This window comes from Pectobacterium versatile, assembly GCF_003932035.1.
GTDB classification, from domain to species: Bacteria; Pseudomonadota; Gammaproteobacteria; order Enterobacterales; family Enterobacteriaceae; genus Pectobacterium; species Pectobacterium versatile.
In genome coordinates, this window is the sequence record NZ_CP034276.1 from 1739781 (window position 1) to 1763265 (window position 23485).

General features: G+C 51.0%; 15 protein-coding genes. 5 read left to right on the forward strand and 10 right to left on the reverse strand.

Going from position 1 to position 23485, the window contains the following annotated elements; genetic code table 11:
- The 5 genes from EIP93_RS07840 to EIP93_RS07860 form a co-directional block, all read right to left on the reverse strand.
- Positions 1-2079, reverse strand: a complete 2079-nt coding sequence (locus EIP93_RS07840; protein WP_125232526.1) for an ABC transporter permease — start codon at positions 2077-2079, stop codon at positions 1-3.
- A gap of 394 nt (positions 2080-2473) precedes the next feature.
- The gene (locus EIP93_RS07845; RefSeq protein WP_039492791.1) at positions 2474-3508 is read right to left on the reverse strand and encodes an ABC transporter substrate-binding protein; all 1035 of its coding nucleotides are present in this window, start codon (positions 3506-3508) and stop codon (positions 2474-2476) included.
- Between the two features lie 37 nt (positions 3509-3545).
- On the reverse strand, positions 3546-4871 hold the full coding sequence (gene uhpC / locus EIP93_RS07850; protein WP_103941112.1) for an MFS transporter family glucose-6-phosphate receptor UhpC: 1326 nt from the start codon (positions 4869-4871) through the stop codon (positions 3546-3548).
- An 89-nt stretch (positions 4872-4960) separates the two neighbouring features.
- Positions 4961-6538 (reverse strand): MASE1 domain-containing sensor histidine kinase, encoded by a 1578-nt coding sequence (locus EIP93_RS07855; RefSeq protein WP_103862076.1) that lies wholly within the window; start codon positions 6536-6538, stop codon positions 4961-4963.
- 3 nt (positions 6539-6541) lie between these two features.
- A complete protein-coding gene (locus EIP93_RS07860) occupies positions 6542-7171 on the reverse strand; it encodes a response regulator transcription factor (RefSeq protein ID WP_010285873.1) in 630 nt (209 codons plus the stop codon).
- 427 nt (positions 7172-7598) lie between these two features.
- On the opposite strand from EIP93_RS07860, the gene EIP93_RS07865 reads away from it, so the two are divergent.
- Together EIP93_RS07865 and EIP93_RS07870 are read left to right on the forward strand one after the other, a co-directional pair.
- A complete protein-coding gene (locus tag EIP93_RS07865; RefSeq protein ID WP_125232527.1) occupies positions 7599-8414 on the forward strand; it encodes a MetQ/NlpA family lipoprotein in 816 nt (271 codons plus the stop codon).
- Positions 8415-8638: 224 nt separating this feature from the next.
- The gene (locus EIP93_RS07870) at positions 8639-9583 is read left to right on the forward strand and encodes a pectate lyase family protein (protein WP_105879490.1); all 945 of its coding nucleotides are present in this window, start codon (positions 8639-8641) and stop codon (positions 9581-9583) included.
- 169 nt (positions 9584-9752) lie between these two features.
- Here EIP93_RS07870 and cuyB read toward each other — a convergent pair whose 3' ends face one another.
- Complete coding sequence (gene cuyB / locus EIP93_RS07875) at positions 9753-10469, reverse strand: cysteate racemase (protein ID WP_039535462.1); 717 nt, start codon at positions 10467-10469, stop codon at positions 9753-9755.
- 222 nt (positions 10470-10691) lie between these two features.
- On the opposite strand from cuyB, the gene hypT reads away from it, so the two are divergent.
- Complete coding sequence (gene hypT, locus EIP93_RS07880) at positions 10692-11591, forward strand: hypochlorite stress DNA-binding transcriptional regulator HypT (RefSeq protein WP_010285882.1); 900 nt, start codon at positions 10692-10694, stop codon at positions 11589-11591.
- 86 nt (positions 11592-11677) lie between these two features.
- On the opposite strand, the gene EIP93_RS07885 is transcribed toward hypT, so the two are convergent.
- From EIP93_RS07885 to fdhF, 4 genes are all read right to left on the reverse strand, one after another.
- Positions 11678-12982, reverse strand: coding sequence for a dicarboxylate/amino acid:cation symporter (locus tag EIP93_RS07885; protein ID WP_125232528.1), 1305 nt, complete (start codon positions 12980-12982; stop codon positions 11678-11680).
- Positions 12983-13643: 661 nt separating this feature from the next.
- Positions 13644-14537, reverse strand: coding sequence for a GntR family transcriptional regulator (locus EIP93_RS07890; RefSeq protein WP_103862072.1), 894 nt, complete (start codon positions 14535-14537; stop codon positions 13644-13646).
- A gap of 108 nt (positions 14538-14645) precedes the next feature.
- A complete protein-coding gene (locus tag EIP93_RS07895; protein WP_103862071.1) occupies positions 14646-15959 on the reverse strand; it encodes a CitMHS family transporter in 1314 nt (437 codons plus the stop codon).
- Positions 15960-16647: 688 nt separating this feature from the next.
- On the reverse strand, positions 16648-18798 hold the full coding sequence (fdhF, locus tag EIP93_RS07900; RefSeq protein WP_125232529.1) for a formate dehydrogenase subunit alpha: 2151 nt from the start codon (positions 18796-18798) through the stop codon (positions 16648-16650).
- A gap of 535 nt (positions 18799-19333) precedes the next feature.
- On the opposite strand from fdhF, the gene EIP93_RS07905 reads away from it, so the two are divergent.
- Positions 19334-21013 (forward strand): methyl-accepting chemotaxis protein, encoded by a 1680-nt coding sequence (locus tag EIP93_RS07905; RefSeq protein WP_103941124.1) that lies wholly within the window; start codon positions 19334-19336, stop codon positions 21011-21013.
- A gap of 559 nt (positions 21014-21572) precedes the next feature.
- Positions 21573-23477: an FTR1 family iron permease gene (locus tag EIP93_RS07910; RefSeq protein WP_103972111.1), complete on the forward strand. Its 1905-nt coding sequence runs from the start codon at positions 21573-21575 to the stop codon at positions 23475-23477.
- Positions 23478-23485: the final 8 nt, after the last annotated feature.

The window sequence follows — 23485 nt, forward strand, 5'->3', positions numbered from 1 at the left end:
TTAGGCATTATTCTTGGCTTTCGTGCGGGAAATCCGCGCTTCACCGACCAGATAATCGAACAGGAAAATAATGGCCAGCATGACCACAATCAGGATGGAACCGTAGGCAATTGCCATACCGTATTCACCGTCTTCCACGCGGTTAAGAATGTAAGACGTGGCGACGCGAGTATCCGGTGTAACCAGAAAGATAATGGCGCTGACGGTGGTAATCGCACGTACGAAGCTGTAAATCAGCGCAGACAAAATGGCCGGACGCAGCAGCGGGAGCAGAATATAGAACACCGTGCGCATCGAACCCGCACGCAGGCTGAGCGACGCCTCATCGAGCGATTTATCCAACTGTCCCAGTCCGGCAATACCCGCACGGATACCAACCGGCACGTTACGCATCACCATCGACATGATGACGATCACCGCCGTCCCCGTTAAGTAAACCGGCGCGCTGTTAAAGGCCAGAATATAAGACACACCTGCAACCGTGCCCGGTACCGCAAAGCACAGCATGGTGGTGAACTCGATGGCTTTCTTGCCGTAGAACTGCTGGCGCACCACGATGTAGGCGATGAGCAGCCCAAACAGTGCCGTAATCGGCGCAGCGATACCCGCGAACAACAGCGTATCCAGCAGGGAAGGCCAGGCACCGTCGCTAAAGCCTTGCCCGAACAGCTTGCTGAAGTTTGCCAGCGTCAGGGTGTAATCCACGCCCCAGTTAACGGTAAAACTGCCGTAGAAAATGCTGCCGTACAGCAGGACGTTAAAGGCAATCCAGACATAGAGCAGGATGCTGACGATCCACACCAGCGAAACGGGTAGCGGCTGTACATCACCCCGAGAGGACTTACCAGAAATCGTCACGTAGGAGCGTTTACCGATCCACAGATATTGCACGCAGAACACGGCCAGGGAGAACACCAGTAGGACAACACCGAGCGTACTGGCTGACTGGTAATCCAGCTGTGCACCGGTGATATAGAAGTAAATCTGTGTGGCGAGTACGTCGAAGTTGCCGCCCAGCACCAGTGGGTTACTGAAGTCGGCCAACGACTGGACGATCACGATCAGGAACGAGTTGGCGAGCGCCGGTTTCAGCAAGGGCAGGAAAACCCGCTGAAAGGTTTGATAGCGGTTGGCACGCAGGGTGTACGACGCTTCTTCCAGCGACGGATGAATCGTCTTCATCGCGCCTTCCAGAATCATAAACGACATTGGCGTGAAGGCGAGCACCTGCGCCAGCCAGATACCGGTGAAACCGTACAGCCAGTTGGTGTTTGTCAGCCCGAACCAATCCACCATCAGCTCGGTCATGTAACCGGAGCGGCCCATCATCAGCGTTACGCCTAGCCCGACGACAAACGGCGGCGTAACGATAGGCAGAATAGAGAAAATGCGGCCGATAATCGCGGAACGGCGGGCGATGCGCGAGGTATAGATCGCCAGCACCATACCGAAGAAAGTACAGCCGATACCGACGGCAACCGACAGCAGGAATGAGTTCCAGATCACTCGTAAGATGTGCGCCTGACTCAAAATCTGCATAAATGACAGCGGCGCGAATTCACCGCTATCGTTGGTGAACATCGGGATGAAGATGGCGATGCTGGGGTAAAGGATAAAGACGCCAATCAGCGCGATGATGCTGATGAGCGAGCCGATGACGAAGCGATCGCCACCCAGCCAGTCCAGCCTAGAGAGCGCCAGCGTAATAATCGCACTCAGCGCGACAAACAGCGCAATAGTGCCATAGCCCATTCCGCGTCCTTCAACCGTGGCACTGATGACCACGAAAAGAGCACAGAACAACGCGTAAGCCGCATCAAAACGGTGGCGGCCACGCTGTTCCCGACCGGGCGTAAGCAGTGGACGTGCCAGCAACCCTACTGGGAGCAGGAACCACAGCAGGCTGATATTCAGGCTCGACCAGCTGTAGGCCGCCAGCAGTTCATCGCGTGAGGCATCCAGCAGGCCGTAATCCAGGCTCCACGCTGGCAGCAGCAAAAATGTTGCTGCAATCAGCGCCAGCCACAGGAAAACGGGATCCCGCTTAGGCGTCGGTGAAAGAGTTAGTGTGTGTGACATATGGTTCCCTGGTGCGTGCAAGTTTTATACCCGTCATACTTCAAGTTGCCTGTGCGTTGGCTGCCCTTACTCACCCCAGTCACTTACCTGAGTAAGCTCCTGGGGATTCGCTCGGTTGCCGCATTACAAGGCTATAAATGAGCCTTGCCCTAACGGGCCAACGCATAGCGTTGTTCAAAACGCTAACGTTTTGTCACTCAACTCGAATTATTTAGGGATATTGAGTTGTTTTATGAGATTGAATCGTCACAGGTGTTGGTTGGTGAATAATATTGAGTAATGGTTAATTAGCGATGCTGAGAACACGGCGTTAAGCGAAATGTGAGCTTAACGCTGTGTTCCCGCTGTTTTTGCAATCAATAAAGGTCAATGAATCAAGGGCAATGAATCGAGATTATTGGCCCATTTTGACTTCGTTAACCCACTTGGAAATCAGCTCTTTACGCACGTCTGCTGCGCCGTATTTGTCCATGTCGTAGTTGATCAGTTTCAGATCTTGCAACTTCAGCGACAGCGGAGAGGCTTCGGCGGTGGTGTTGGTCAGAATCTGGTAGGACTGGCCTTTCTTCCAGGAGAGTTCCTGTGCTTCTTTTGACAGCGCCCAGTCAACGAACAGCTTGGCGTTATCCATATTGCGCGCGCCTTTCAGGATGCTGACGCCGCCAATTTCATAGCCGGTGCCTTCACACGGGGAGATCAGCGTCAGCGGTGCGCCTTTCTCTTTTTCCAGCGAGTAGTCATGCAGGAAGCCGATACCGATAGCGGTTTCGCCACGTGCAGCGTTACGTGCCGGGGCAATACCGGATTTGGTGTACTGCGACACGTTGGTATTCAGTTTCTTCAGGTAATCAAAGGCCTGATCCTGTCCCCAAAGCTGGGAGAAGGTTGCCAGTGCGGTATAGGCCGTACCGGAACTTTGTGGGTCAGCAATCTGAATTTCGCCTTTGTAGACCGGATTGGTCAGATCTTTCCAGCACTGTGGCACTGGCAGGTTTTTCTCTTTCAGACGATCGGTGTTGACGCCAAAACCGAGAATGCCGACGTAAACGGCAGATGAGTAGTTGCCTTTACGTTTGGCCGGATCGCGGAACTGCGGCATGATCTGATCAAGATTTTTAGACTGATAGGGTTCCAGCAGATCCATTTCACCTGCTTGAGATTGTGGGTCCAGCGTGCCGCCGTACCAGACGTCAGCCTGTGGGTTTTTCTTCTCTGCATCGACTTTCGCCAGCGTGCTGCCGGAACCGTTGCGGATAAAGGAGGTTTTAACGTCGTATTTTTCACCGAAGGCCTTGGCTTCTTCCTCGCAGAAGGCGTTCGTGGCGCTACAGTAAATGACTAGGCGACCTTCCGCCCGAGCGGTGGTGGTGGTAACGGCAGCAACGGTCAGTCCAGCGGCGATGAGGGTAGTTAAGGTACTCAGTTTCATGATGTTTTCCTTTATAGGTGTCTATCTGTTGTTATTGCTATTTTGATGTCATCAAACGTTCCCGGCGACTGACACCTGCCATCAGCAACGGCATCAGTAAGAGCCCGATGCAGGCTGAAGCCAATGCCAGCAGAGTAAAAAATCCCGACCATCCGTAGTGTTGCAGCACCTGTGCCAGCGGCCAGCCCGCCAGCGCTGCCCCCAGATAGGCAAACAACGCCAGAAAACCTGTCACCGTGCCTGCGGCATCCTTATGGCTGTATTCCGTCGCAGCCAGACCAATCAACATCTGTGGTCCAAAAACAAAAAAACCGATACTGAAGAAACAGGCCGCGAGCAGTGAATAGTGGTGAATCGGTGCCAGCCACAGCGCGGTCATGGTTAAAAACAGCCCTAATGCAAACAGCAAAATCATCGGTGCGCGTTGACCACGAAACAGCAGGTCTGAACCCCAGCCGGCAAACAGCGCCCCCATCAATCCGCCCAGTTCAAACAGCGACAGCGTGGCGTTCGCGCTGAGCAGGTTGAAACCGTGACTCTCCGACAGCCAGATGTTCCCCCAGTCATTCAGTGCGATGCGAATCAGGTACACCAGAATGTAGGAAACCCCAAGCAGCCAGATGGTACGGTTCCGCAAAATCGCATCGCGCAGAATCTGGCGCATCGGCATCGGTGGACTCTGTTGCTCCTGACGCAGCTCCAGCGAATCGCGCCGCCACTGGCCGACGCTTGGTAACCCCTGTTGCTGCGGCTTGTCACACAGCTGCCAGCACAGCCACAGACCAATCACAATGCCGATGATGCCCGGCACCAGCAGCGCCGCCTGCCATCCCCACTCGGAGGCCAGATAGCCCGCCAGCAGGGGAACCGCCGCACCGCCGATGTTGATCGACGTATTCCAACATCCCCACCAGAGGCCGCGCTCATTGCGCGAATACCAACTGCTCAGCAGTCTGGCGCAAGGCGGCCAACCCCAGCCTTGAAAGAACCCATTCAGCGCCCAGACAATCAGCAAACCCGTGAGCGACTGGCAGTACATGAACAGAATGTTCAGCACGCCGGTAATCATCAGCCCGACACCCATAAACCAGCGCACCTGACTGCGATCGCACACGATGCCGGAAATAAACTTGGATGCGCCGTAACAGAGATAAAACAACGTCCCCAACAGACCGATATCGCCTTTGCTTAACCCTAATTCTAACTGCATCACCGGCATGACGAAGTTGATGCTTTTACGCGTTAGGTAAAACGTGGCGTACCCGATGACCATGGAAATCAACAACCGTGGTCGCCAGTAGCGATAACGCTGGCTGATTTGTGTTGGTGAAAGCTGTCCCGGTGGAAACATGGGTGCCTGCATGGGGTTCTCCGTCGCGTTGAGAGAAGAGTAGGGGGATGTGAATTAAAAAGGATGAGACAAGGTTTTAGGCGACTAGGAATAATTCCTAGCTAATCGTCTTTTTGTTTAAATTTTGTGGGCAGGTTAACAATTATGTGCGTACCGCGCGGCGTGGCAGATTCGCTAATGGTGGCTGCTTTTACCAGCCAGTTACCGCCCAGCGCCTGTACACGCTCCTCGATACCTCGCAGGCCGAAGCCACCGCCTGTCGGGTTCGGCCTGTCTTTTTGTGCGATGCCCACACCGTTATCAATGACGTCGAGCGTAATCAGGTCATCCTGCTGGGAAAGCCGAACGGTAATCTGCGTCGCGCTGGCGTGCTTGTTGATGTTGTTAAGCAGTTCCTGCACCAGCCGGTAAAGCGTGAAAACCACCACGTCATCATGCGGAGGCGTGGGGATCTGATAATCCAACTGAAACTGGATGCCGCGAGCCGAGAAGGCAAACTCGTCTGCCAAATGATGTAGCGCTTTATCTAACACCATTTCATCCAGCACCGGCGGGCGTAGCTGGCGCAGAAGCTGGCGGGTGGTGTGGTGGATGCGCCGCGACAGTTCGCTGATTTGTCCGGCGGCATGCTGGGCGGCATCGGCGGGCGCGCTGTGTTTCACCAGCATGGCCTGAATCTGAATCGCAGTGATGTTTTGGCCGATGTCATCGTGCAGCTCGCGCGCGATGTCTTTGCGCACGGCCTCTTCGGTGTGGATGATGCGCTCCATAAGCCGCCGCCGGGTCTTCAACTCCTGCTCCAACTGGTGGCGGTAGCGCTGGAGCCGTTGTGCCAGCTGTTGCTGACGGCTTATCGCGATCCCCAGCCCAATGCCGAGTAGCGCCTGCGTGGAGAGAAAGAGTTCCAGCTCGCGCAGATCGTCGAAGGCTCCGCTCACCTGACGCGTGACGGCAATCATCAGGCTACCGAGTACGGCGGAGAGCACGCCGCCTTGCCAACCGAATTTATACGCCATGACCACGTTAGGTAGAAAAACGAAGATCAGCAGCAGGCGTTCCATCTCGGGTGTGAACGTCATTTGCAGGCAAACGCCGATAGAAAAAAACAGCGAACACCAAATCAGCAGGGAGGTGCGCAGCGGCGGATCGGGGATCTCCTGTGCCAGCAGTGTCTGCAAATGCTGCTGTTTGATGTATTCGTACAGCAAATAGATGAACGGAATCAGCAGGACGCCGCCGGTAAACGTTGCCAGCAGCGTTTGCGTCAGCTGCGAATGTAACCAGGGGCCGATGGCGATGCCGTGCAGAACGGTGTTCAGTGTCAGCGCGGCCAGCAACAGTAAGAGCCGTTGCCAATAAAGCGTGTAGCGATGCCAGATTTTATGCGTGATGATGGCCGGAATGAGGCTCAGAAAGGGGGAAAGTAGTAGCAGCGAGCGTGTCATTAGCTGTTCGCTGATAAGCCAGCTCTGGATGGCGATTTCCGTAAGCAGCAAGGTCGGCCAGTATTTGCGCGGCAGCAAAATCATCAGCGCCAATCGCAGCCCTTGTGGTAACAGCAGCGCGGCCTGCTGGCCGTTGTTGCTCAAATAGAAACTGATGGTCCACAGCGCCAGCCAAATCAAGCTATAGAAAAAGGCGAGAAACAGCGTCATACCGATGACGTGCAGGCGGCGCATGATTTATTTTCCTGCCAGCAATTGGTGTTGCAGCGCAAAGTGCACCAGCTCTACCGTGGATTCACACTGTAATTTACTGAGAATATTGGCGCGATGAACGTGAACGGTCTTATGGCTGAGTTCGAGCTGTTCAGCGATGCTTTTCACACTAATTCCGTTGATTAGCAAGCTGAATATTTCTCGCTCGCGTGGGGTCAGCGCCAGTAGCTCTTTCGGTGGCTGCTGTTGGTGGCGAATGGCATGCAGTGCATCGGCGCAGAGGTAAAGACCGCCGCTGCTAACCACGCGAACCGCCTGCACCAACTCTTCCGGGCCGCAGCGCTTCGTGAGATAGCCGCCCGCGCCCGCGTCCAGCGCGCTTTGTACAAACGCCGTGGTGTCATAGATGCTCAGAATAATGGCGCGAAAATTGGGGCGCTGCTGACGCAGACGGGTTAATAACGACAGGCCGCTTTCGTCCGGCATGGCGATATCAATCACGGCGACGTCAATCGGCTGTTTGAGTAGATGGGGCCACGCCTGCGCCGCCGAAGCATATTGTCCAACAACCTGAATGTCATTTTCTAATGTCAGAAGCTGTGCAAAGCCAGACCGTACAACGATGTGATCGTCAACCAAAGCCACATTAATCATGGTTTCGCCGTGTGAATTCAAAGTCATCAAAACGTCATAATGCGGGGGAATGTAGAGGTGAGCAATAGCAGATAAGCAAAATGGAATCGGCTTAACAGATATATCCGTCATACTTCAAGCTGCTTGTGCGTTGGCAATACTCGGCTCCTCTCTGAGCCTCGCCCTGAAGGGCCGCCGTAAACGGCGTTCAAATTGGCTGAGCCAATTTGTCCTTACTCACCCCAGTCACTTACTTGTGTAAGCTCCTGGGGATTCTTGCGGTTGCCGCCTTCACGCAACTCGAATTATTTAGGATATATATCACTCTTTATTGACCAAATGATGAAATGCATATTCATAGAACGCGGAGTTATTTGACTCGGTGAATTATGGAGCGTTACTGTTTTTCTCTTTAAATCAATACAGTTACGATATCAGGTAAACCAGAATGATGAATAAATGGCGTATAGCGCTGGTGGCGGGAATAGTTACGGCAGCGATGGCGTTGACGGCATGCGATAGCGCAAGTCACTCTGCCAACCACATTAAAGTCGGTGTGATTAACGGCGCGGAACAGGACGTCGCCGACGTCGCGAAGAAAGTGGCAAAAGAGAAATATGGTTTGGATGTTGAGCTGGTGGGGTTCAGCGGTTCGCTATTGCCGAACGAGGCGACGGATAAAAGCGATCTGGATGCGAACGTCTTTCAGCATCGTCCTTTCCTCGAACAGCAAAATCGTGAACACGGTTATAAGCTGGTGGCGGTAGGAAATACCTTCGTTTTCCCGATGGCGGGTTATTCGAAGAAAATTAAAAATATCAACGATCTGAAAGACGGCGATACCATTGCGATTCCTTTCGATCCTACCAATCTTGGGCGAGCGTTGCTGCTACTGCAAAAGACCGGATTAATTACTCTAAAGCCTGACATGGGGTTATTGCCGACGGTGCTGGATATCACGACGAATCCACACAACCTGCGTATTATGGAAGTGGAAGGGGCACAGTTGCCGCGTTTGTTAGACGATCCACAAGTGACGGTAGCCATTATTAGTACGACCTATATTCAGCAAACGGGCTTAACGCCAACGAAAGACGGTATTTTTATTGAGGATAAAGAATCACCGTATGTGAATATCATTGTGACGCGTGAAAATAATAAAGAGGCGGAAAACGTCAAAAAATTTATTCAGGCCTATCAGTCTGATGAAGTTGAACAGGCTGCGAACCGTATTTTTAATGGCGGCGCGGTAAAAGGCTGGTAATGATAATAATGTGATAATCGTAGCGCTGCCATTTTACTAAAAGATGGCAGCGTATTAATTGGGTATTGAATTATTCGCAAGGTTGTTTTTTTATTAAACTCGATTAATAAGCGTAATGAAATCCTTTATATACAATTTTTAATTGTCGGAGGCGTGTTATTTGTTTTTGATTAAATAATACGTTGGAAGACATTATTATTCACTCATTGTAAAAAGGAAAATTTATGGCTTATCCAACAACAAATCTTACTGGGATTATTGGTTTTGCAAAAGCGGCAAATGTAACTGGAGGCACGGGAGGTAAAGTCGTTACGGTAAATTCTTTGGCCGATTTTAAATCAGCAGTGAGCGGTTCCGCAAAAACTATTGTGGTGCTGGGATTATCGCTGAAAGCCTCGGCATTGACCAAGGTGGTATTTGGCAGCAATAAAACCATCGTTGGTTCTTTCGGTGGCGCTAATGTACTGACCAATATTCACCTGCGCGCTGAGAGCAATTCATCTAACGTCATTTTCCAGAATCTGGTTTTTAAACATGATGTTGCCATCAAAGATAATGACGATATCCAGCTGTATTTGAACTACGGCAAGGGATATTGGGTGGATCACTGTTCATGGCCTGGGCATACGTGGAGCGATAACGATGGTAGCCTCGATAAACTGATTTATATCGGCGAGAAGGCGGATTACATCACGATCAGTAACTGCTTATTCTCAAACCATAAATATGGTTGCATCTTCGGCCATCCGGCAGATGACAATAACAGCGCTTACAATGGCTATCCGCGTCTGACTATTTGTCATAACTATTACGAAAATATTCAGGTGCGTGCGCCCGGCCTGATGCGCTATGGTTATTTCCACGTCTTCAACAACTACGTCAATAAATTCAACCTGGCCTTTACAGTTGCGCAGAATGCCAATCTAATTTCTGAGCGTAACGTATTTGGTACCGGCGCGGAAAATAAAGGGATGGTTGATGATAAGGGCAATGGTTCAACCTTTACGGATAATGGCAGTTCACCGGCTGCGGTGGCGAGCAAATCGCCTGCGGCGAAATGGACGGCGTCATCTAACTATTCATACAGTTTGATGACCACATCAGCGGCGAAATCCTGGGTGGTGTCTAATGCGGGAGCGCAAAATAGCGCTCTCAAATTCCCATCGTAATCGTTGAACGTATATTGAATGACGTTCCAGTATGCGCAGTATTTTATTGTGAAGTGAAATGCATTAAATACTGAGTCTATCACACTATGCCACTTGGCGAATTTGTTAATGCCGAGTGGCATAGTTATTGGTTCATGTTCAACGCAATATAATAGGTTCGTTCAAAAAATTAAGCGGCAATATTATTTCTCGTATTGTGAGTAAAATACCACTCTACTGTTTTCTTAATTAACTCTTCGGTTGCATCGACATAGTGTTGCGGTGATGTTCTGACTTCCTGCTCCAGAATCAGAGGAAGCTCGGTACAACCCAGAATAATTTTCTCAACGCCAGCCTGCAACAGGCGATCTTTTACCGGTGACAACAGGCTATAGGCTCCGACGATATCACCAGATTTATACGCGTAGATGCTTTCCATTACCTGGTGTTGGTCTGCATCATCCGGCGTGTAGCAATCAATATTATCGGTAATCAGGTTGTCCTGATAAATTCTCGCTTTGACCGTCGCTGTCGTCGCCAATAGGCCGACGCGTGTGGTGTTGGCATGCTTAATCGCCTGACAGGTCACATCAATAATGCTGATCATTTCCGCACGACACTGCTGTTTTAAGTCATTAAACCAATAGTGCGCGGTATTGCACGGAATAATGATGCATTCAGCGCCCGCGTTTTCGAGAATTTTCATATATTGCAGCATTTTATCCAGCGGCGACGCACTGTGCTGGAGAATGCATTGTGTTCTGTCAGGGATATCAGGAATAGAAACCGCAATCATCGGAATGTGGTCTTGGTCCCGATAGGCTGGCGTGTTTTTGATCAGTTTTTGCATCGCATCGACGGTAGCACCCGGCCCCATACCACCAAGAATTCCCACGAGACTGTTCATGCTGTTAACCCTGTAGCATTATGAAATTAAAAGGATAATCTCACACTGCTGGGCAATGTGAATTGCTAAATTCCCATCTGCTATGTATGATTTGCATAACTATTGGCATCTCTATGCTTTTATTGGGTTTAACGACGTGCTGTGGGAAGCATCTTTGTTGGCGATGCAGAACGTTGGCATAGGGAGCGAAAACATGGCGCTGAGCGTTTTGAGTGAGGGACGATGCTGAATAATATCGAAACCAAGTGGCTCTATGATTTTATTGTGCTGGAAGAACACCGGAGTTTTACGCTGGCAGCCGAGAAGCGGAATATCTCTCAATCCTCATTCAGTCGGCGAATTCAGGCGCTGGAAGCGGCGGTTGGGTTTGATATTTTCGACCGTAGTGCGTTGCCGCTACAGTTAACCGAGCAGGGGCGCGTGTTCCACGCCTATATCCGTAATACGCTGGATGATTTGGAGTACCAGCTCAATAAGCTGCACGGCGGGGATAATTACAAGAATAAGATCACCATCGCCGCGGCACATTCGCTGTCGGTATTCATCATGCCGGAGCTGTTAAAAGACGTGCCGGACCCGCAGGAAAAAATCTTTTATGTCGAATCGATTGATGTCGATGAGGCGGTGCTGAATCTCAAGGAAGGGCGCAGTGACTTCATTTTCTCATTCTACAATGAGGATCTGATGGGAGAGCCCTTCATGCACGAGAAGATACTGGAGTCCCGGCTTTATCCAGTCTGTGCGTGTGATAGTGCAGGGAAGCCACTGTTTGATGTCAGTGCCTCATCGGTGCCGCTACTCAACTATACCGAGACGAGCTACATGGGGCGTCAGGTCAGTCGCTACTTATCCAGCGTCGACAGCGATAAGTTTACGGTCAATTTCGTTTCTTCCATGAGCGACTTGCTCAAACGTATGACGAAGAAAGGTTATGGCATTGCCTGGCTACCGGACTATTCCATTCAGGAAGAGCTGAAAAACAAAGAGCTGACGATCCTGAGTATGGAAAATGCCGTGATCCGCATGGGGGTTTATCTATATCGCCTCGATGCGCGGTTGAATGTGGCTTCTGAGAAATTCTGGCGCTACATGAAAGGGCTGTCATCGGCGTCTGGACTATAAACGCCCTGAGAATGTGGGCAGGCAACGAGAGATAAAAAAATAGCGGCCCGAAGGCCGCTATAGATGAAGCATTCACTCACTCAGTATTAGCTATTTTGCGTGGCCTGCTGAGGTTCCTTATAGGCAACGACTTCATCGGCAGCTTCTTCCTCATCATCGCGGACGTCTTTTTCCAGACTGGCCACAACGGCGGTAGAGATACTGTTACCGATGACGTTAGTTGCAGTACGGCCCATGTCCAGGAACTGGTCGATACCGATAATCAGCAGGATACCGGCTTCCGGCAGGCTGAACATCGGCAGCGTTGCGGCAACTACCACGATGGAAGCACGCGCTACACCCGCCATCCCTTTACTGGTGATCATCAGCGTCAGCAGAATCAGAATTTGTTCAGTAACGCTCAGGTCGATGTTGTATGCCTGTGCGATAAACAGAATCGCAAAGGACTGGTACATCATAGAACCGTCGAGGTTGAACGAATAACCGAGCGGCAGCACAAAGCTGGTGACTTTTTTCGGCACGCCGAATTTGGTCAGCGCTTCCATGGTTTTCGGATAAGCAGATTCACTGCTCGCCGTGGCGAAAGCCAGCATGGTCGGTTCACGAATCAGTTTCGCCAGTCTAACGATGCCTTTGCCCAAGAACAGGTAACCAACCAGGAACAGAACGCTCCACAGTACGGCCAGACCGAGGTAGAACTCACCGATCAGTTTACCGAAGTCGTAAAGCAGGCCCAGACCTTGCGTGGTAATCGCGGAAGCGATTGCGGCAAAGACAGCAATAGGGGCCAGCGCCATCACGTAGTCGGTCACGCGGAACATCACTTTGGTCAGTTCTTCGATCATGGAAATGATCGTGGTCGCGTGCTTGTTATTGCCTTTGACATAGGCAAGCGCGGAGCCGAAGAACAGAGAGAACACCAGAATTTGCAGGATCTCATTGTTCGCCATTGCTTCTACGATACTTTTCGGGAAGATATGACTGATGAAGCTCTTAAGCGTAAAGCTGTCCGTGTTCAGGCCTGTCGCAACATGCTGTACGGGGACTTCGAGATTCATGCCTGCGCCGGGTTGGAACAGGTTGGCGAAGACCATACCGATAAGCAGGGAAATGAACGAGGCGCTGACAAACCAGATCATCGCTTTCATACCGATACGGCCAACGGCAGAAGAGTTTCCTCCCATGCTTGCTAGGCCGGAAACCAGCGTAGCGAAGACCAGTGGCGCGATGATCATTTTAATCAGGCGCAGGAAGATATCGGTAACCATGTTGAAATATGATGCAACTTCTTTTGCTCGACTGCCGTCAAGATATTGATGGCAAGCCCAGCCGATTAATATTCCCAGGACGATAGCCAAGACTATCTGTACAAGTAACTTCTGCCTTTGCATATAAACCTCATGTTGATGAATTGATTCAGACAACACAATATTATTGCCGCGTGATGGTTGGTGGTTTCCCTGAATACACCAATCCCTCACCCGAACCTGTTATTGGGGTGTTGTGTCTGCCCGCCGATATTACAACGATTCTTGCTTTTTACATTTTTTTTCTGCGGATTGTTATGTAATTGTGATCTTTGTCATGCGAAAAATGCATGTCCATGTCACTTGTAATGATAAATAGGGATGTGATGCGCAGATCGTATAAAACGTTATTTCTTTATTAATTCATTATTAAACAATGGTTTGGTTTGATTTTTTTGCCGAAGGAGCCGGTGGGGTAAGGTGTTGAAGTAGTGTTGCTAATGATATGTGGCTATATATCAATAAAACAGATGGTGAATTACTTAAAGATTAAGTAAAAATAAAAGAACAATTAACGAAAACTTTATATACATGCCATTTTGTAAGAAAATTAATTTTTTAATTATTTAAATGGTGACTTTTATTTTGTGTTTTAGTCTTCATTTTTGTGTTGTTGATTTAACGTTTAATTATTGCTCTATGTGTTTCTATTTGTAACTAATTAGGCGTTTAGGGTGTTTAAAATGGTGTTTTTTATTTTTTAAACATATGTTACTGATGATTTGAGACCTCGCTGTTGGTTATTTCACCGAAAAAGATCGATGCTCACTTTATCGTGGCATGCTTTTTCCAGATGCTTTTTCATCCATTCTGCCGCTGTTTCGATCTCTCCCTGTTGCAGGAAATCCAGAATCGCCAGATGCTCCGCAATCTGTTCCAATCGCTTGGGATTGAAGGCTGGACTCCCTTGGCGATATTCCACCAGACGCCGTAATTGATTGATTCGTTGCAAACTATGGTGGGCGAAGCGGTTGCCGCTACAGGCAAGCAGCGTTTCATGAAAGTGCGTATTGGCATCGAACATTTCATGCGGCGTGAGCGTCAGGTAACCCCCATTGAGAATGTCTTCCTGCTGCTTACGGCAGGCGCTGAGCGTGTGCTGATCGATACGAAACTGCGGCGACAGCAGACTGACCGGCTCGACCAGTAGGCGGAAAGTAAAACTTTCCTCATAGGCCGTGACGGAATCGATAATCGGCGTGGTTCGCCAGCCTTGTCCGGTGCGGAACTCCAGCCAACCTTCCTGTTGTATACGCGTCAGAACGTTACGCAATACGGAGCGGGACACCTGACATTCTCGCATCAGATCCACTTCTGAAAACTGCTCCGGCAACCGACGGGAAAGGCGCATATCAACAATCTTCCGGTAGAGCGGCTCTTCGCTGCTGGCGGCTAACTCGGTGACCAGATGCCCTAATTCATGGGCATGGCGGTCAAGATAAAACCCCCGATTGCGGTGGTAATGCAGCATGCCTTTTTCCGTTAGATACAGCAGTGCGACCTTGACCGGCGTGCGCGAGGCGTTCAGTACCTGCGCCAGCGATGATTCGATCAGGTGAGCGCCGGGCGGCAACTGCTCGCGGCGAATATAGGCGACAATCTGTCTGACAATCCTTGTCTGTAGGGGAGTTAAAGCCATCGCTATCCTGCTATGTCGGTTAGGGTGTTACGAGGAATCTTTATGTTCTTGTCAGCAAGGCTTGCCTGCCAGCAAAGCCTGCTCCGGCCTGACTGGAGCAATCCTGTTTTACTGGTGATAGAACGGAAATGCGCCGAAGACAATACCACCGACCAGCAGCGACAGGCTGACAAAAATCGCCCATTTGATTGCAAAGCGTTGGTGATCGCCGATGTCCACTTTTGCCAGACTGACCAGCAGGTAGAGCGACGGTACCAGCGGGCTAAGCAGGTGGAACGGCTGGCCGACAATCGACGCACGGGCGATCTCCTCTGGGGTAATACCATAATTGACCGCCGTCTGGGCGATAACCGGTAAGATTCCGAAATAGAACGCGTCGTTGGACATCAAAAAAGTAAACGGCAGGCTAATGAGCGCGGTGAACACCGCAAGATATGGGCCGAAACTTTCTGGTATCACCTGCAACAGGCTCTTCGCCATGGCATCTACCATGCCTGTACCGGATAAAATGCCGGTGAAAATCCCAGCGGCGAAAATAAGTGATGTCACTGCTAGCACGTTAGCGGCATGTGAGCCGATCCGCGCTTTTTGCTCCTCCAGCTTGGGATAGTTGAGCATGACGGCGATAGCGAAGCCGACCATAAACAGCACCTGAATGGGCAGAAGGCCAATCACCAGAAACACCAGAAGCAGGGTGGTCAGAATAAAGTTAGGCCAGAACATTTTAGGACGGCGGTTGGCGTCGCTTTCTTCGTCGCTGCCGTTGCCTAGATTGATCGAGGCATTCTGGAAGCTGCTGACATCAATGATGCCTAGCCGTTTGCGTTCCTGTAGACCCAGAAAAACGGCCACGCCGACCAGCGTCAGGCTGGCTAAAATAATCGCCGGGAGCATGGGGAGGAAAACGTCCAGTGCATCAACGCGCAATGCGGCGGCGGCGCGCGCCGTCGGGCCGCCCCACGGAGAAAGGTTCATCACGCCGCTGGCGATGTTCACCAGACAGGTCAATCCGAGCACGTTCATCCCCAACCGCTGATAGAGCGGCAGGAATGCGGCAATCGCGATCATATAGGTCGTTGTACTGTCACCGTCCAGCGCGACCATTAAGGTTAACACGGCGGTGCCGACCAACACTTTCAGCGGATCGCCTTTAACCAGACGGAGAATGAAGCGAACCAGCGGATCGAACAGGCCTGCATCGATCATGATGCCGAAGTAGAGAATAGAAAACGTCAGCATAACGCCCGTTGGAGCCAGCGTTTTGATGCCGTCCAGCATCATCGCGCCCAGTCCCTGATAGAAACCTGCCGCCAGTGCAAACAGTGTCGGGACAAGAATCAGCGCGATAAGCGCAGACATTCGCTTGGTCATGATCAGGTACATAAAGCAGATGACCATAGAGAAACCGAGAATAGTGAGCACAGTGAATCTCCTGTTTTTTATTATATTCTGAATAACTTACTGCCTTTCTTCCGGCGAATTTGGGGGGCTAAAAGCCGTGCAGTTTTTTATAACCGCATATCGAAAGGGATGAAATCAGGTTATTTCCCGACGTCAGCGACGTTCAGGGGAATACGAATGAAAGACGGGAGTTAGCTTCCGGGGTCGATGCGAATAATAAATGACAGATAATGAGGAAGCGATAAGGCAACAGTAATCGGTAACATAAAAGACCTCTATACGAGCAATAATAATATTCCTTTTATCCCCACTGGTTTTCATCTAACCGATTGTTTAGCAATTACTTTAATCGAATTGATAACTACCGCTACAGGGGGCTCTTTTGTTAAAAACAAATTAAATCATTGTAAAATGAAACGCAAATTGCGCTAAATTGGAATAAAAAACAATTGGGCGGAGGGAAGGGCGGTGATAGTCAACATAATTTTAAAAGATAAACAGAGGTGTGAAAATTTAAGTTGTGCGTAGAAGTTTATTATCGATTAACAGAAATTTATCCGTTTTCATTAATGAAATTTTACAAGATGGGGTGGGGAATAAAGGCATTATCGGTGAGGACGATTAAACGGTGTCTAAACCATCTGTATTTCCTAAGCCGCCACGGCTTTTACCTGACGGCTTAGGTTCGCGGCGGCTTAGGTAAGGGAGATTAACTGACGTTTTCTGCGGTGCTGCGCAGCCGATCTTTCAACTGGCTGTATTCCTGCTGTACATAGTTCTCTGCTGCCTGCTGATCGTCGATGGCTTCCAGCTTCACGGCGCAGTGTTTGTATTCCGGCGTTTTGGATACCGGATCGAGATGATCCAGCGTCAGTTCATTGCAGGCTCCAATCCACCATTGGTAGGTCATGTAGACGGCACCTTTATTGATGCGTTCGCTGACGGCAACGCGAGAGATCACCTTGCCGCGTCGTGACGAGATCCAGGTCAACTGCTGGTCGTGGATGCCTAAACGCTCGGCGTCATAGGGGCTAACCTGCACGTAACCCGGTTCATCCGCCAGCGTTTGTAATGCGGTGCAGTTGCCCGTCATCGAACGGCAGGAGTAATGGCCAACTTCGCGCACGGTGCACAAGACCAGCGGGTAATCTTCATCCACCAGCTCCATCGGTGGTCGCCATTCGGCGGTGAGCAGCAGGCCTTTCCCGCTGGGACGATCGAAGTGGTTGTTTTCATATAGCCACGGTGTGCCGGGGCTGTCTTCCGTCGGGCACGGCCACGGCACATAGCCTAGTCCGGCCATTTTCTCGTAGGTTGCGCCGTAATACAGCGGGCAGAGCTGCCGTAGCTCGTCCCAGATCTCCTGCGTGTTGTTATAGTGCATCGGGTAGCCGAGCGCTGTTGCAATCAGGCTGATGATTTCCCAGTCGGGTTTGGCATCGCCCTGTGGTTCCACGGCTTTATAAAAGCGCTGGAATCCCCGATCAGCAGCGGTATAGACCCCTTCGTGCTCGCCCCAGGAGGTTGCAGGTAAAATCACATCGGCAATCGCTGCGGTCTTGGTCATGAAGATGTCCTGCACGATCAGCAAGTCCAGCTCGTTGAATGCATCACGCAGCATCGACAGATCCGGCTCGGTTTGTAGCGGATCTTCGCCCATCACGTAATTAGCTCGAATTTTCCCTGCTTTAATTTTGTGCGGGAGGTCGGTTAGCGAGTAGCCAATTTTGTCGGAGAGTTCAGGCACACCCCAGGCATCGGCAAATTTCGCCAGCACCGCTTTATCCGTGACATTTTGATAACCGGGGAACATATTGGGCAGCGCACCCATATCGCAGGCGCCCTGCACATTGTTCTGCCCGCGCACTGGCCCGACGCCCACGTTCGGACGTCCCAGATTCCCAGTCAGCAGTGCCAAACCGGACAGCCCCTTGACCACATCAACGCCTTGGCCCCACTGCGTCACGCCCATACCCCAGAGAATGGTGGCGGACGGCGCAGCGGCATAGATCCGCATCGCGTCGCGAATCAATTTTGGCGACAAGCCAGTGATATCAGCGACATACTCCGGCGTGTATTTTGCGACGGTCTGGCTGAATTCCTCGAAGCCTTCGGTATGGCGGGCGACGTACGCTTTATCGTAGTGGCCTTCGTTAATCAGCACGTTAGCGAATGCGTTGACCAATGCCATGTTAGAGCCATTTTTCAACGGCAGCCACAGATCGGCGATGCGGGCGGTTTCAATATGGCGCGGATCGCACACGATGATTTTTGCCCCACGTGCTTTGGCTTTCAGGATCCGACGCGCCACGATGGGGTGTGAGTCTGCGGCGTTGTAGCCAAAAATCAGGATGCAGTCGGTTTTTTCGATTTCGCAGATAGAGTTACTCATTGCACCGTTGCCCAGCGTAACCTGTAGCCCGGCAACCGAAGGGCCGTGGCAGAGTCGTGCGCAGCAGTCGACGTTATTATTCCCGGTGACCGCGCGGGCAAATTTCTGCATCACATAATTGGTTTCATTACCGGGGCCGCGTGACGAGCCAGTGTGCATAATCGACTCGGCACCGTACTTCTCTTTAATCGCTTTCAGACGGGAACTGGCGAAGTCGATCGCTTCATCCCAGGAGACTGCCTCAAAGGGCGCACCTTTCTGGCGTCGAATCAGCGGCTGCTTTAAACGCGGTGTCAGAAGTTTCGTATCGTTGAGAAAATCCCAGCCGTAATAGCCTTTCAGGCACAGCTCACCTTCATTGGTGACGCCGTTTGCCCCTTCCGCACCAACCACTTTGCCGTTCTCTACCAGCAGGTTAATTTTGCAGCCTGACCCGCAATACGGACAGACGGTAAGCACTTTCTGCATGATTATTCTCCACAGCCGAGTCTTGGATCGTTAAGAACTGCATTCCTATGGCGGGTGTTGATGCAGTTGTCTAACCTTCGATAATCACCGATAAAGAAAATTAATTTACTGATCGTGGTCATGCTCAGCGCGATGGTAAATCGTCCTAACGCGTTGAGTGCTGCCACCTTTTTCCATAGGACATTTGTCTGGAAAATAGGTTATCGCGGATTCATCCTCTTTATCCGTTAATGCCTATACTGTTTTTGACGATATTAACTCTATGTGCCACCGACTGGGCTGGGGTAGCCATGCCTGTCGGCTGTTTAAAACAACGGAAATTGGCATCTCAAGGAAGATAACGCATTCTATTCGTTAATTTTTTGAGCTTAATTTCCCATCTAATGGGGCATGAATCAGGGAATTCCAGAACGTCTGTTAGATCGCGTGGGATAAGGGCGCGAGACAACGGGCGGCACCGTCATGAGTAAAAAGTAAATACTTTTCCGACAGAGCGTGCGGGCGGGAAATATTTGTTAACGTCGCGGAGTGCATTATGGAATTTCTAAGAAATGTCAGCATAAAAATAATGGTGCTGCTCATAGTGGCTTCCCTGCTAGTGGCATGGGGAGTGGCATCAGGATTCAGTCTTTACTCGCTTTATCAGGTCACGAATTTGCTTGATAAAAGTGAGACTCAGCGAAAAACGTATTCCCATCTGGTCTATGGAACCGATCAATATTTTCGGGCCGTAACTCGTATGGAAAGAACGATGGATTATTTGCAGCGTAACGAGCCAGAAAACGCCCAAAAGACGTTGGAAATGGCACAGGTTGCGCTAAAAAATACCAAGGATTCGCTGGAGAAATTCCAGGCAGCGGAGCACGTTGGCGTCGAGTCAGCCACAGTTGATGCGGTAAACAAAACGTGGAGTACCCTGATTGCTACCGCAATCGATCCAATGAATGCGGCGCTACAACGCAATGATTACGAAGGATTTCGACAGATCTTTCGCTCTGTTTATCCCCCCATTAGCCTGACGTTTGGCGAAGACATCAAACGCTATTCGGACAGCATTACCGCCTCCTCGTTGATTCCAAGCGTGAATGAACACAATACCCAAAATCGTAATTCGTTAATTGCCGTGATGGTGATTGGCCTCATCGTGTTGATTTTCACGGAATACTATTTGAGGAACTATCTGGTTATTCCGATTTCCGTGCTCAAATCTCATTTGGCACAGCTCACGGCGGGGCGCTTAGGCTGTGAACTGGCGGAATTCGGCAAGAACTGTGCGGGGCGGTTGATTCCCGATATTAAGAAATTGCAGAAAAGTTTGCGCGATACGGTGACGGTCATCCGGCAGAGTACGACGGAAATCAACAACGGGACGTCCAGCATTAAGGATGGCAACGATAACCTGTCCAGCCGCACGGAACAGCAGGCCGCAGCGCTACAGCAGACGGCTGCCAGCATGGAGGAGATTAGCTCCACGGTGCGGCAAACTACCGATCATGTGCATCAGGTGCGTCAGTTGGCGAAGGATGCGGCGGATATGGCGCAAAAAGGCGGGAATATCAGCAGCAACGTGATGGCGACGATGGATGGTATCAGTGCCAGTTCCCGGCATATTTCCGATATCACCTCGGTGATTAACAGCATCGCGTTCCAGACCAATATTCTGGCGCTGAATGCGGCGGTTGAAGCGGCGCGGGCGGGAGAGCAAGGGCGAGGATTTGCCGTGGTGGCCGGTGAGGTTCGTACACTGGCGCAGCGCAGTGCGCAGGCAGCGAAAGAGATTGAAGCGCTGATTGCGGAATCGGTTTCGCGCGTTGAAACCGGCGCAGGGCAGGTTCGACAGTCCGGTGAGGCGATGACGGCCATTATCGCCTCCATTTCGCATGTGAACGATCTGATTGGTGAAATCGCGGCGGCAACGGATGAGCAAACGCGTGGCATTACGCAGATTAGTCAGGCGGTGCACGAAATGGACAGCGTCACGCAGCAGAACGCGACGTTGGTGATGCAATCGGCAGAAGCGGCTGCGCGTCTGGATGAACAAACCAGCGAACTGTCTGCCGTGGTGGATGTGTTCGATCTGGAATCAGATTGCGATCCGACAATGTCTTTTTCCCGTCAGGCGATCGCTGCCCCCGTCCATCGCGCTGTTGGGCAGAGCACCACGCCGCTACTGTCGGCACATGGCCGCAACAGTGAGGGATGGGAAAAATTCTGATCCGCAGCGGGTTAAATACGCGACAGACGTTGAACGTAAGATAGCTCATGAGGCTGGCGACGAGCTGGGAGGAAAGGAATCTCCCCGGTTCTGTCGATCGCGGGTTATCGCTTGGATGCTTGGTTTCCTTAAATGCGGCGTTTACTTGAATGGCTAGGGTGAGTTGCCCAAAAATGGCGATGAAACGCGTAACAGTGACGCATGTAATACCTTGGATTACAGAGAGAAAATGGCATTTTCCTCTGTAAACCTGATTGTTTTAATGTAAAGAAATGCCATTTTAAGACTAGGGTCTCCAACCTTTCATGGCGTTTATTGAAATGATGGCATAATTATTGCTTTGTTTTTTGTGGCGATTTTTACTGTTTTTTAGATCATAAAACCGTACTTTTCTGGGGTTATATAAATAAAACGGTTTTTTTGGCATTAAATCGAGGTTGAAACTATTTGTTACATACTAAAGTGATTGTTGCTCATGTTTTCGTGACGTAAATCAAGACAGATGGTGGCTTCAAAGTGATAATAAGAATAAATATCATTTGTGCTTCATTACTCGCTTATGTCTATCTGGCAAAAAACGCTTCTCGTGTTGTGTTGGCTGTTTAGCTGTTCAGCGGCAGTTGCCGCGACCGATTACGCCTCATTTATTCAAGATATCGAAACCCGGCTGGATAAAACGGCTCAGCTCTATGAGCAGCAAAAGCCGGATGAGGCCCGCACCGAAGTTCAGATGGCCTATTTCGAGGTGTTTGAAAACCTTGAAGGCCCTATCCGCATCAACATTTCCGCGCAAAAAAGCTATCAGCTAGAGGCTACGTTCGGTGAAATTCGCCGCATGATTGGCGAAGGAAAGTCGCAGTCCGAGGTACAGGCAAAAATATCCTGGCTGAAGGGCGAACTGGATGCTGTTCTGCCCGTGCTGTCGGAAGGGCACAAGCTGGTCGCACAGGAGCAGCACGGTGCCTATGACAACACTGACATTGCGCCGTACTGGCAGCAGAGTTTCAAAATCATCGATGACCAGCTCGCGCTAGCCGTGACGGAATATCAGGCCGGCGATTACAAAAAGGCCAGCCAGAGCGTGCAGCAGGCGCACTATCAGGGCTTTAAAAACTCTGAAATGGAGATGTCGGTCAGGCAGAATCGCTCGGCGCAGCAGGCGGCTTCCATTAATCAACAATTCTCCGCGCTGATTACGCTAGCTAGCCAACCCGATCAACTGACCGATGTCGCCTATCGGGTCACTACGCTGTTGCAGGATATCGAAGATGCCTTGCCGGGATTGCCAACAACGCGTGACAGCCAGCAGGTGACAGCGACATCTGCCGCGAACGCGGATACCGGTGCGGTGCCGGATGCGAACTGGGCGAAAGTCGCCGACGATATCAATCAGGCCATTGCCGCTGCGATCGCGCAATACCGTCAAGGGCAGGTCAAACCCGCCATCATGGCGGTGCAGGACACCTATTTCGATCTGTTTGAAGCCACCGGCATGGAGAACAAAATTGGTTCTCGCGATGCGGCGTTCAAATCAACGCTAGAAGGCTATTTCACCCGCCTGGTGAGCCTGATGAACGCCAAACAGCCTGCGGAGCAGCTGCAAGGGCAGGCCGACGCGTTGCAGCAGGAACTGGCGAAGGCCGTGACCATGCTGGGCGACGGCGGCGAAACCCACTGGAGCCTGTTGATCTACAGCCTGCTGATTATTGTGCGTGAAGGTCTGGAAGCCTTGCTGATTGTGGCGGCGATCGTGGCCTATCTGGTAAAAAACAATCAGCAGGACAAGCTGCCGCTGATTCGCCAGTCGGTTTACGTCGCGCTGCTGTGTAGCGTGATTACCGCTGTCATTTTCCAACTCGTGTTCACCAATTCCGGCGCCAGCCGTGAGCTGCTGGAAGGCATTACGATGCTGATCGCTGTGGTGATGCTGTTCTTCATGAGCTACTGGCTGTTATCCAAAGTGGAAGCGCGGCACTGGAAGGCCTATCTGGAAGGTAAGCTGTCCCATTCGCTAAGCAGCGGCTCCATGATCGGCCTGTGGCTCACCAGCTTTCTGGCCGTGTATCGCGAAGGCGCGGAGACGGTGTTGTTCTATTACGCGCTGGTCGGTGATGCCAGCAACATGGCGGGGCACCTCTCCATTCTGGCTGGGTTTGCTATCGGCTGTGTGATCCTGCTGATCGCCTACTTCGTGATGCGCTACACCATTGTCAAACTGCCACTGAAGCCGTTCTTCATGTTCACCGGCTGCTTTATGTACCTGATGGCGTTTGTGTTCGCGGGTAAAGGCGTGTTGGAACTGATCGAAGGCAAACTGTTTGAACCAACGTTGCTGACCGGCGTGCCGGAAATCACCTGGTTGGGGATTTATCCTTATGTGGAGACGCTGATTCCACAGGGTGTGCTGGTGGTCGCGGCGCTAGTCGCCCTGTGGGTGATGCGGCGCAGGGCGTCTGCTATCTGATAAAGAAG

Coding starts and splice junctions, on each gene's coding strand:
- EIP93_RS07840 (WP_125232526.1), bottom strand. CDS start 2,079: ATGTCACACACACTAACTCTTTCACCGACGCCTAAGCGGGATCCCGTT.
- EIP93_RS07845 (WP_039492791.1), bottom strand. CDS start 3,508: ATGAAACTGAGTACCTTAACTACCCTCATCGCCGCTGGACTGACCGTT.
- uhpC (WP_103941112.1), bottom strand. CDS start 4,871: ATGCAGGCACCCATGTTTCCACCGGGACAGCTTTCACCAACACAAATC.
- EIP93_RS07855 (WP_103862076.1), bottom strand. CDS start 6,538: ATGCGCCGCCTGCACGTCATCGGTATGACGCTGTTTCTCGCCTTTTTC.
- EIP93_RS07860 (WP_010285873.1), bottom strand. CDS start 7,171: ATGATTAATGTGGCTTTGGTTGACGATCACATCGTTGTACGGTCTGGC.
- EIP93_RS07865 (WP_125232527.1), top strand. CDS start 7,599: ATGATGAATAAATGGCGTATAGCGCTGGTGGCGGGAATAGTTACGGCA.
- EIP93_RS07870 (WP_105879490.1), top strand. CDS start 8,639: ATGGCTTATCCAACAACAAATCTTACTGGGATTATTGGTTTTGCAAAA.
- cuyB (WP_039535462.1), bottom strand. CDS start 10,469: ATGAACAGTCTCGTGGGAATTCTTGGTGGTATGGGGCCGGGTGCTACC.
- hypT (WP_010285882.1), top strand. CDS start 10,692: ATGCTGAATAATATCGAAACCAAGTGGCTCTATGATTTTATTGTGCTG.
- EIP93_RS07885 (WP_125232528.1), bottom strand. CDS start 12,982: ATGCAAAGGCAGAAGTTACTTGTACAGATAGTCTTGGCTATCGTCCTG.
- EIP93_RS07890 (WP_103862072.1), bottom strand. CDS start 14,537: ATGGCTTTAACTCCCCTACAGACAAGGATTGTCAGACAGATTGTCGCC.
- fdhF (WP_125232529.1), bottom strand. CDS start 18,798: ATGCAGAAAGTGCTTACCGTCTGTCCGTATTGCGGGTCAGGCTGCAAA.
- EIP93_RS07905 (WP_103941124.1), top strand. CDS start 19,334: ATGGAATTTCTAAGAAATGTCAGCATAAAAATAATGGTGCTGCTCATA.
- EIP93_RS07910 (WP_103972111.1), top strand. CDS start 21,573: ATGTCTATCTGGCAAAAAACGCTTCTCGTGTTGTGTTGGCTGTTTAGC.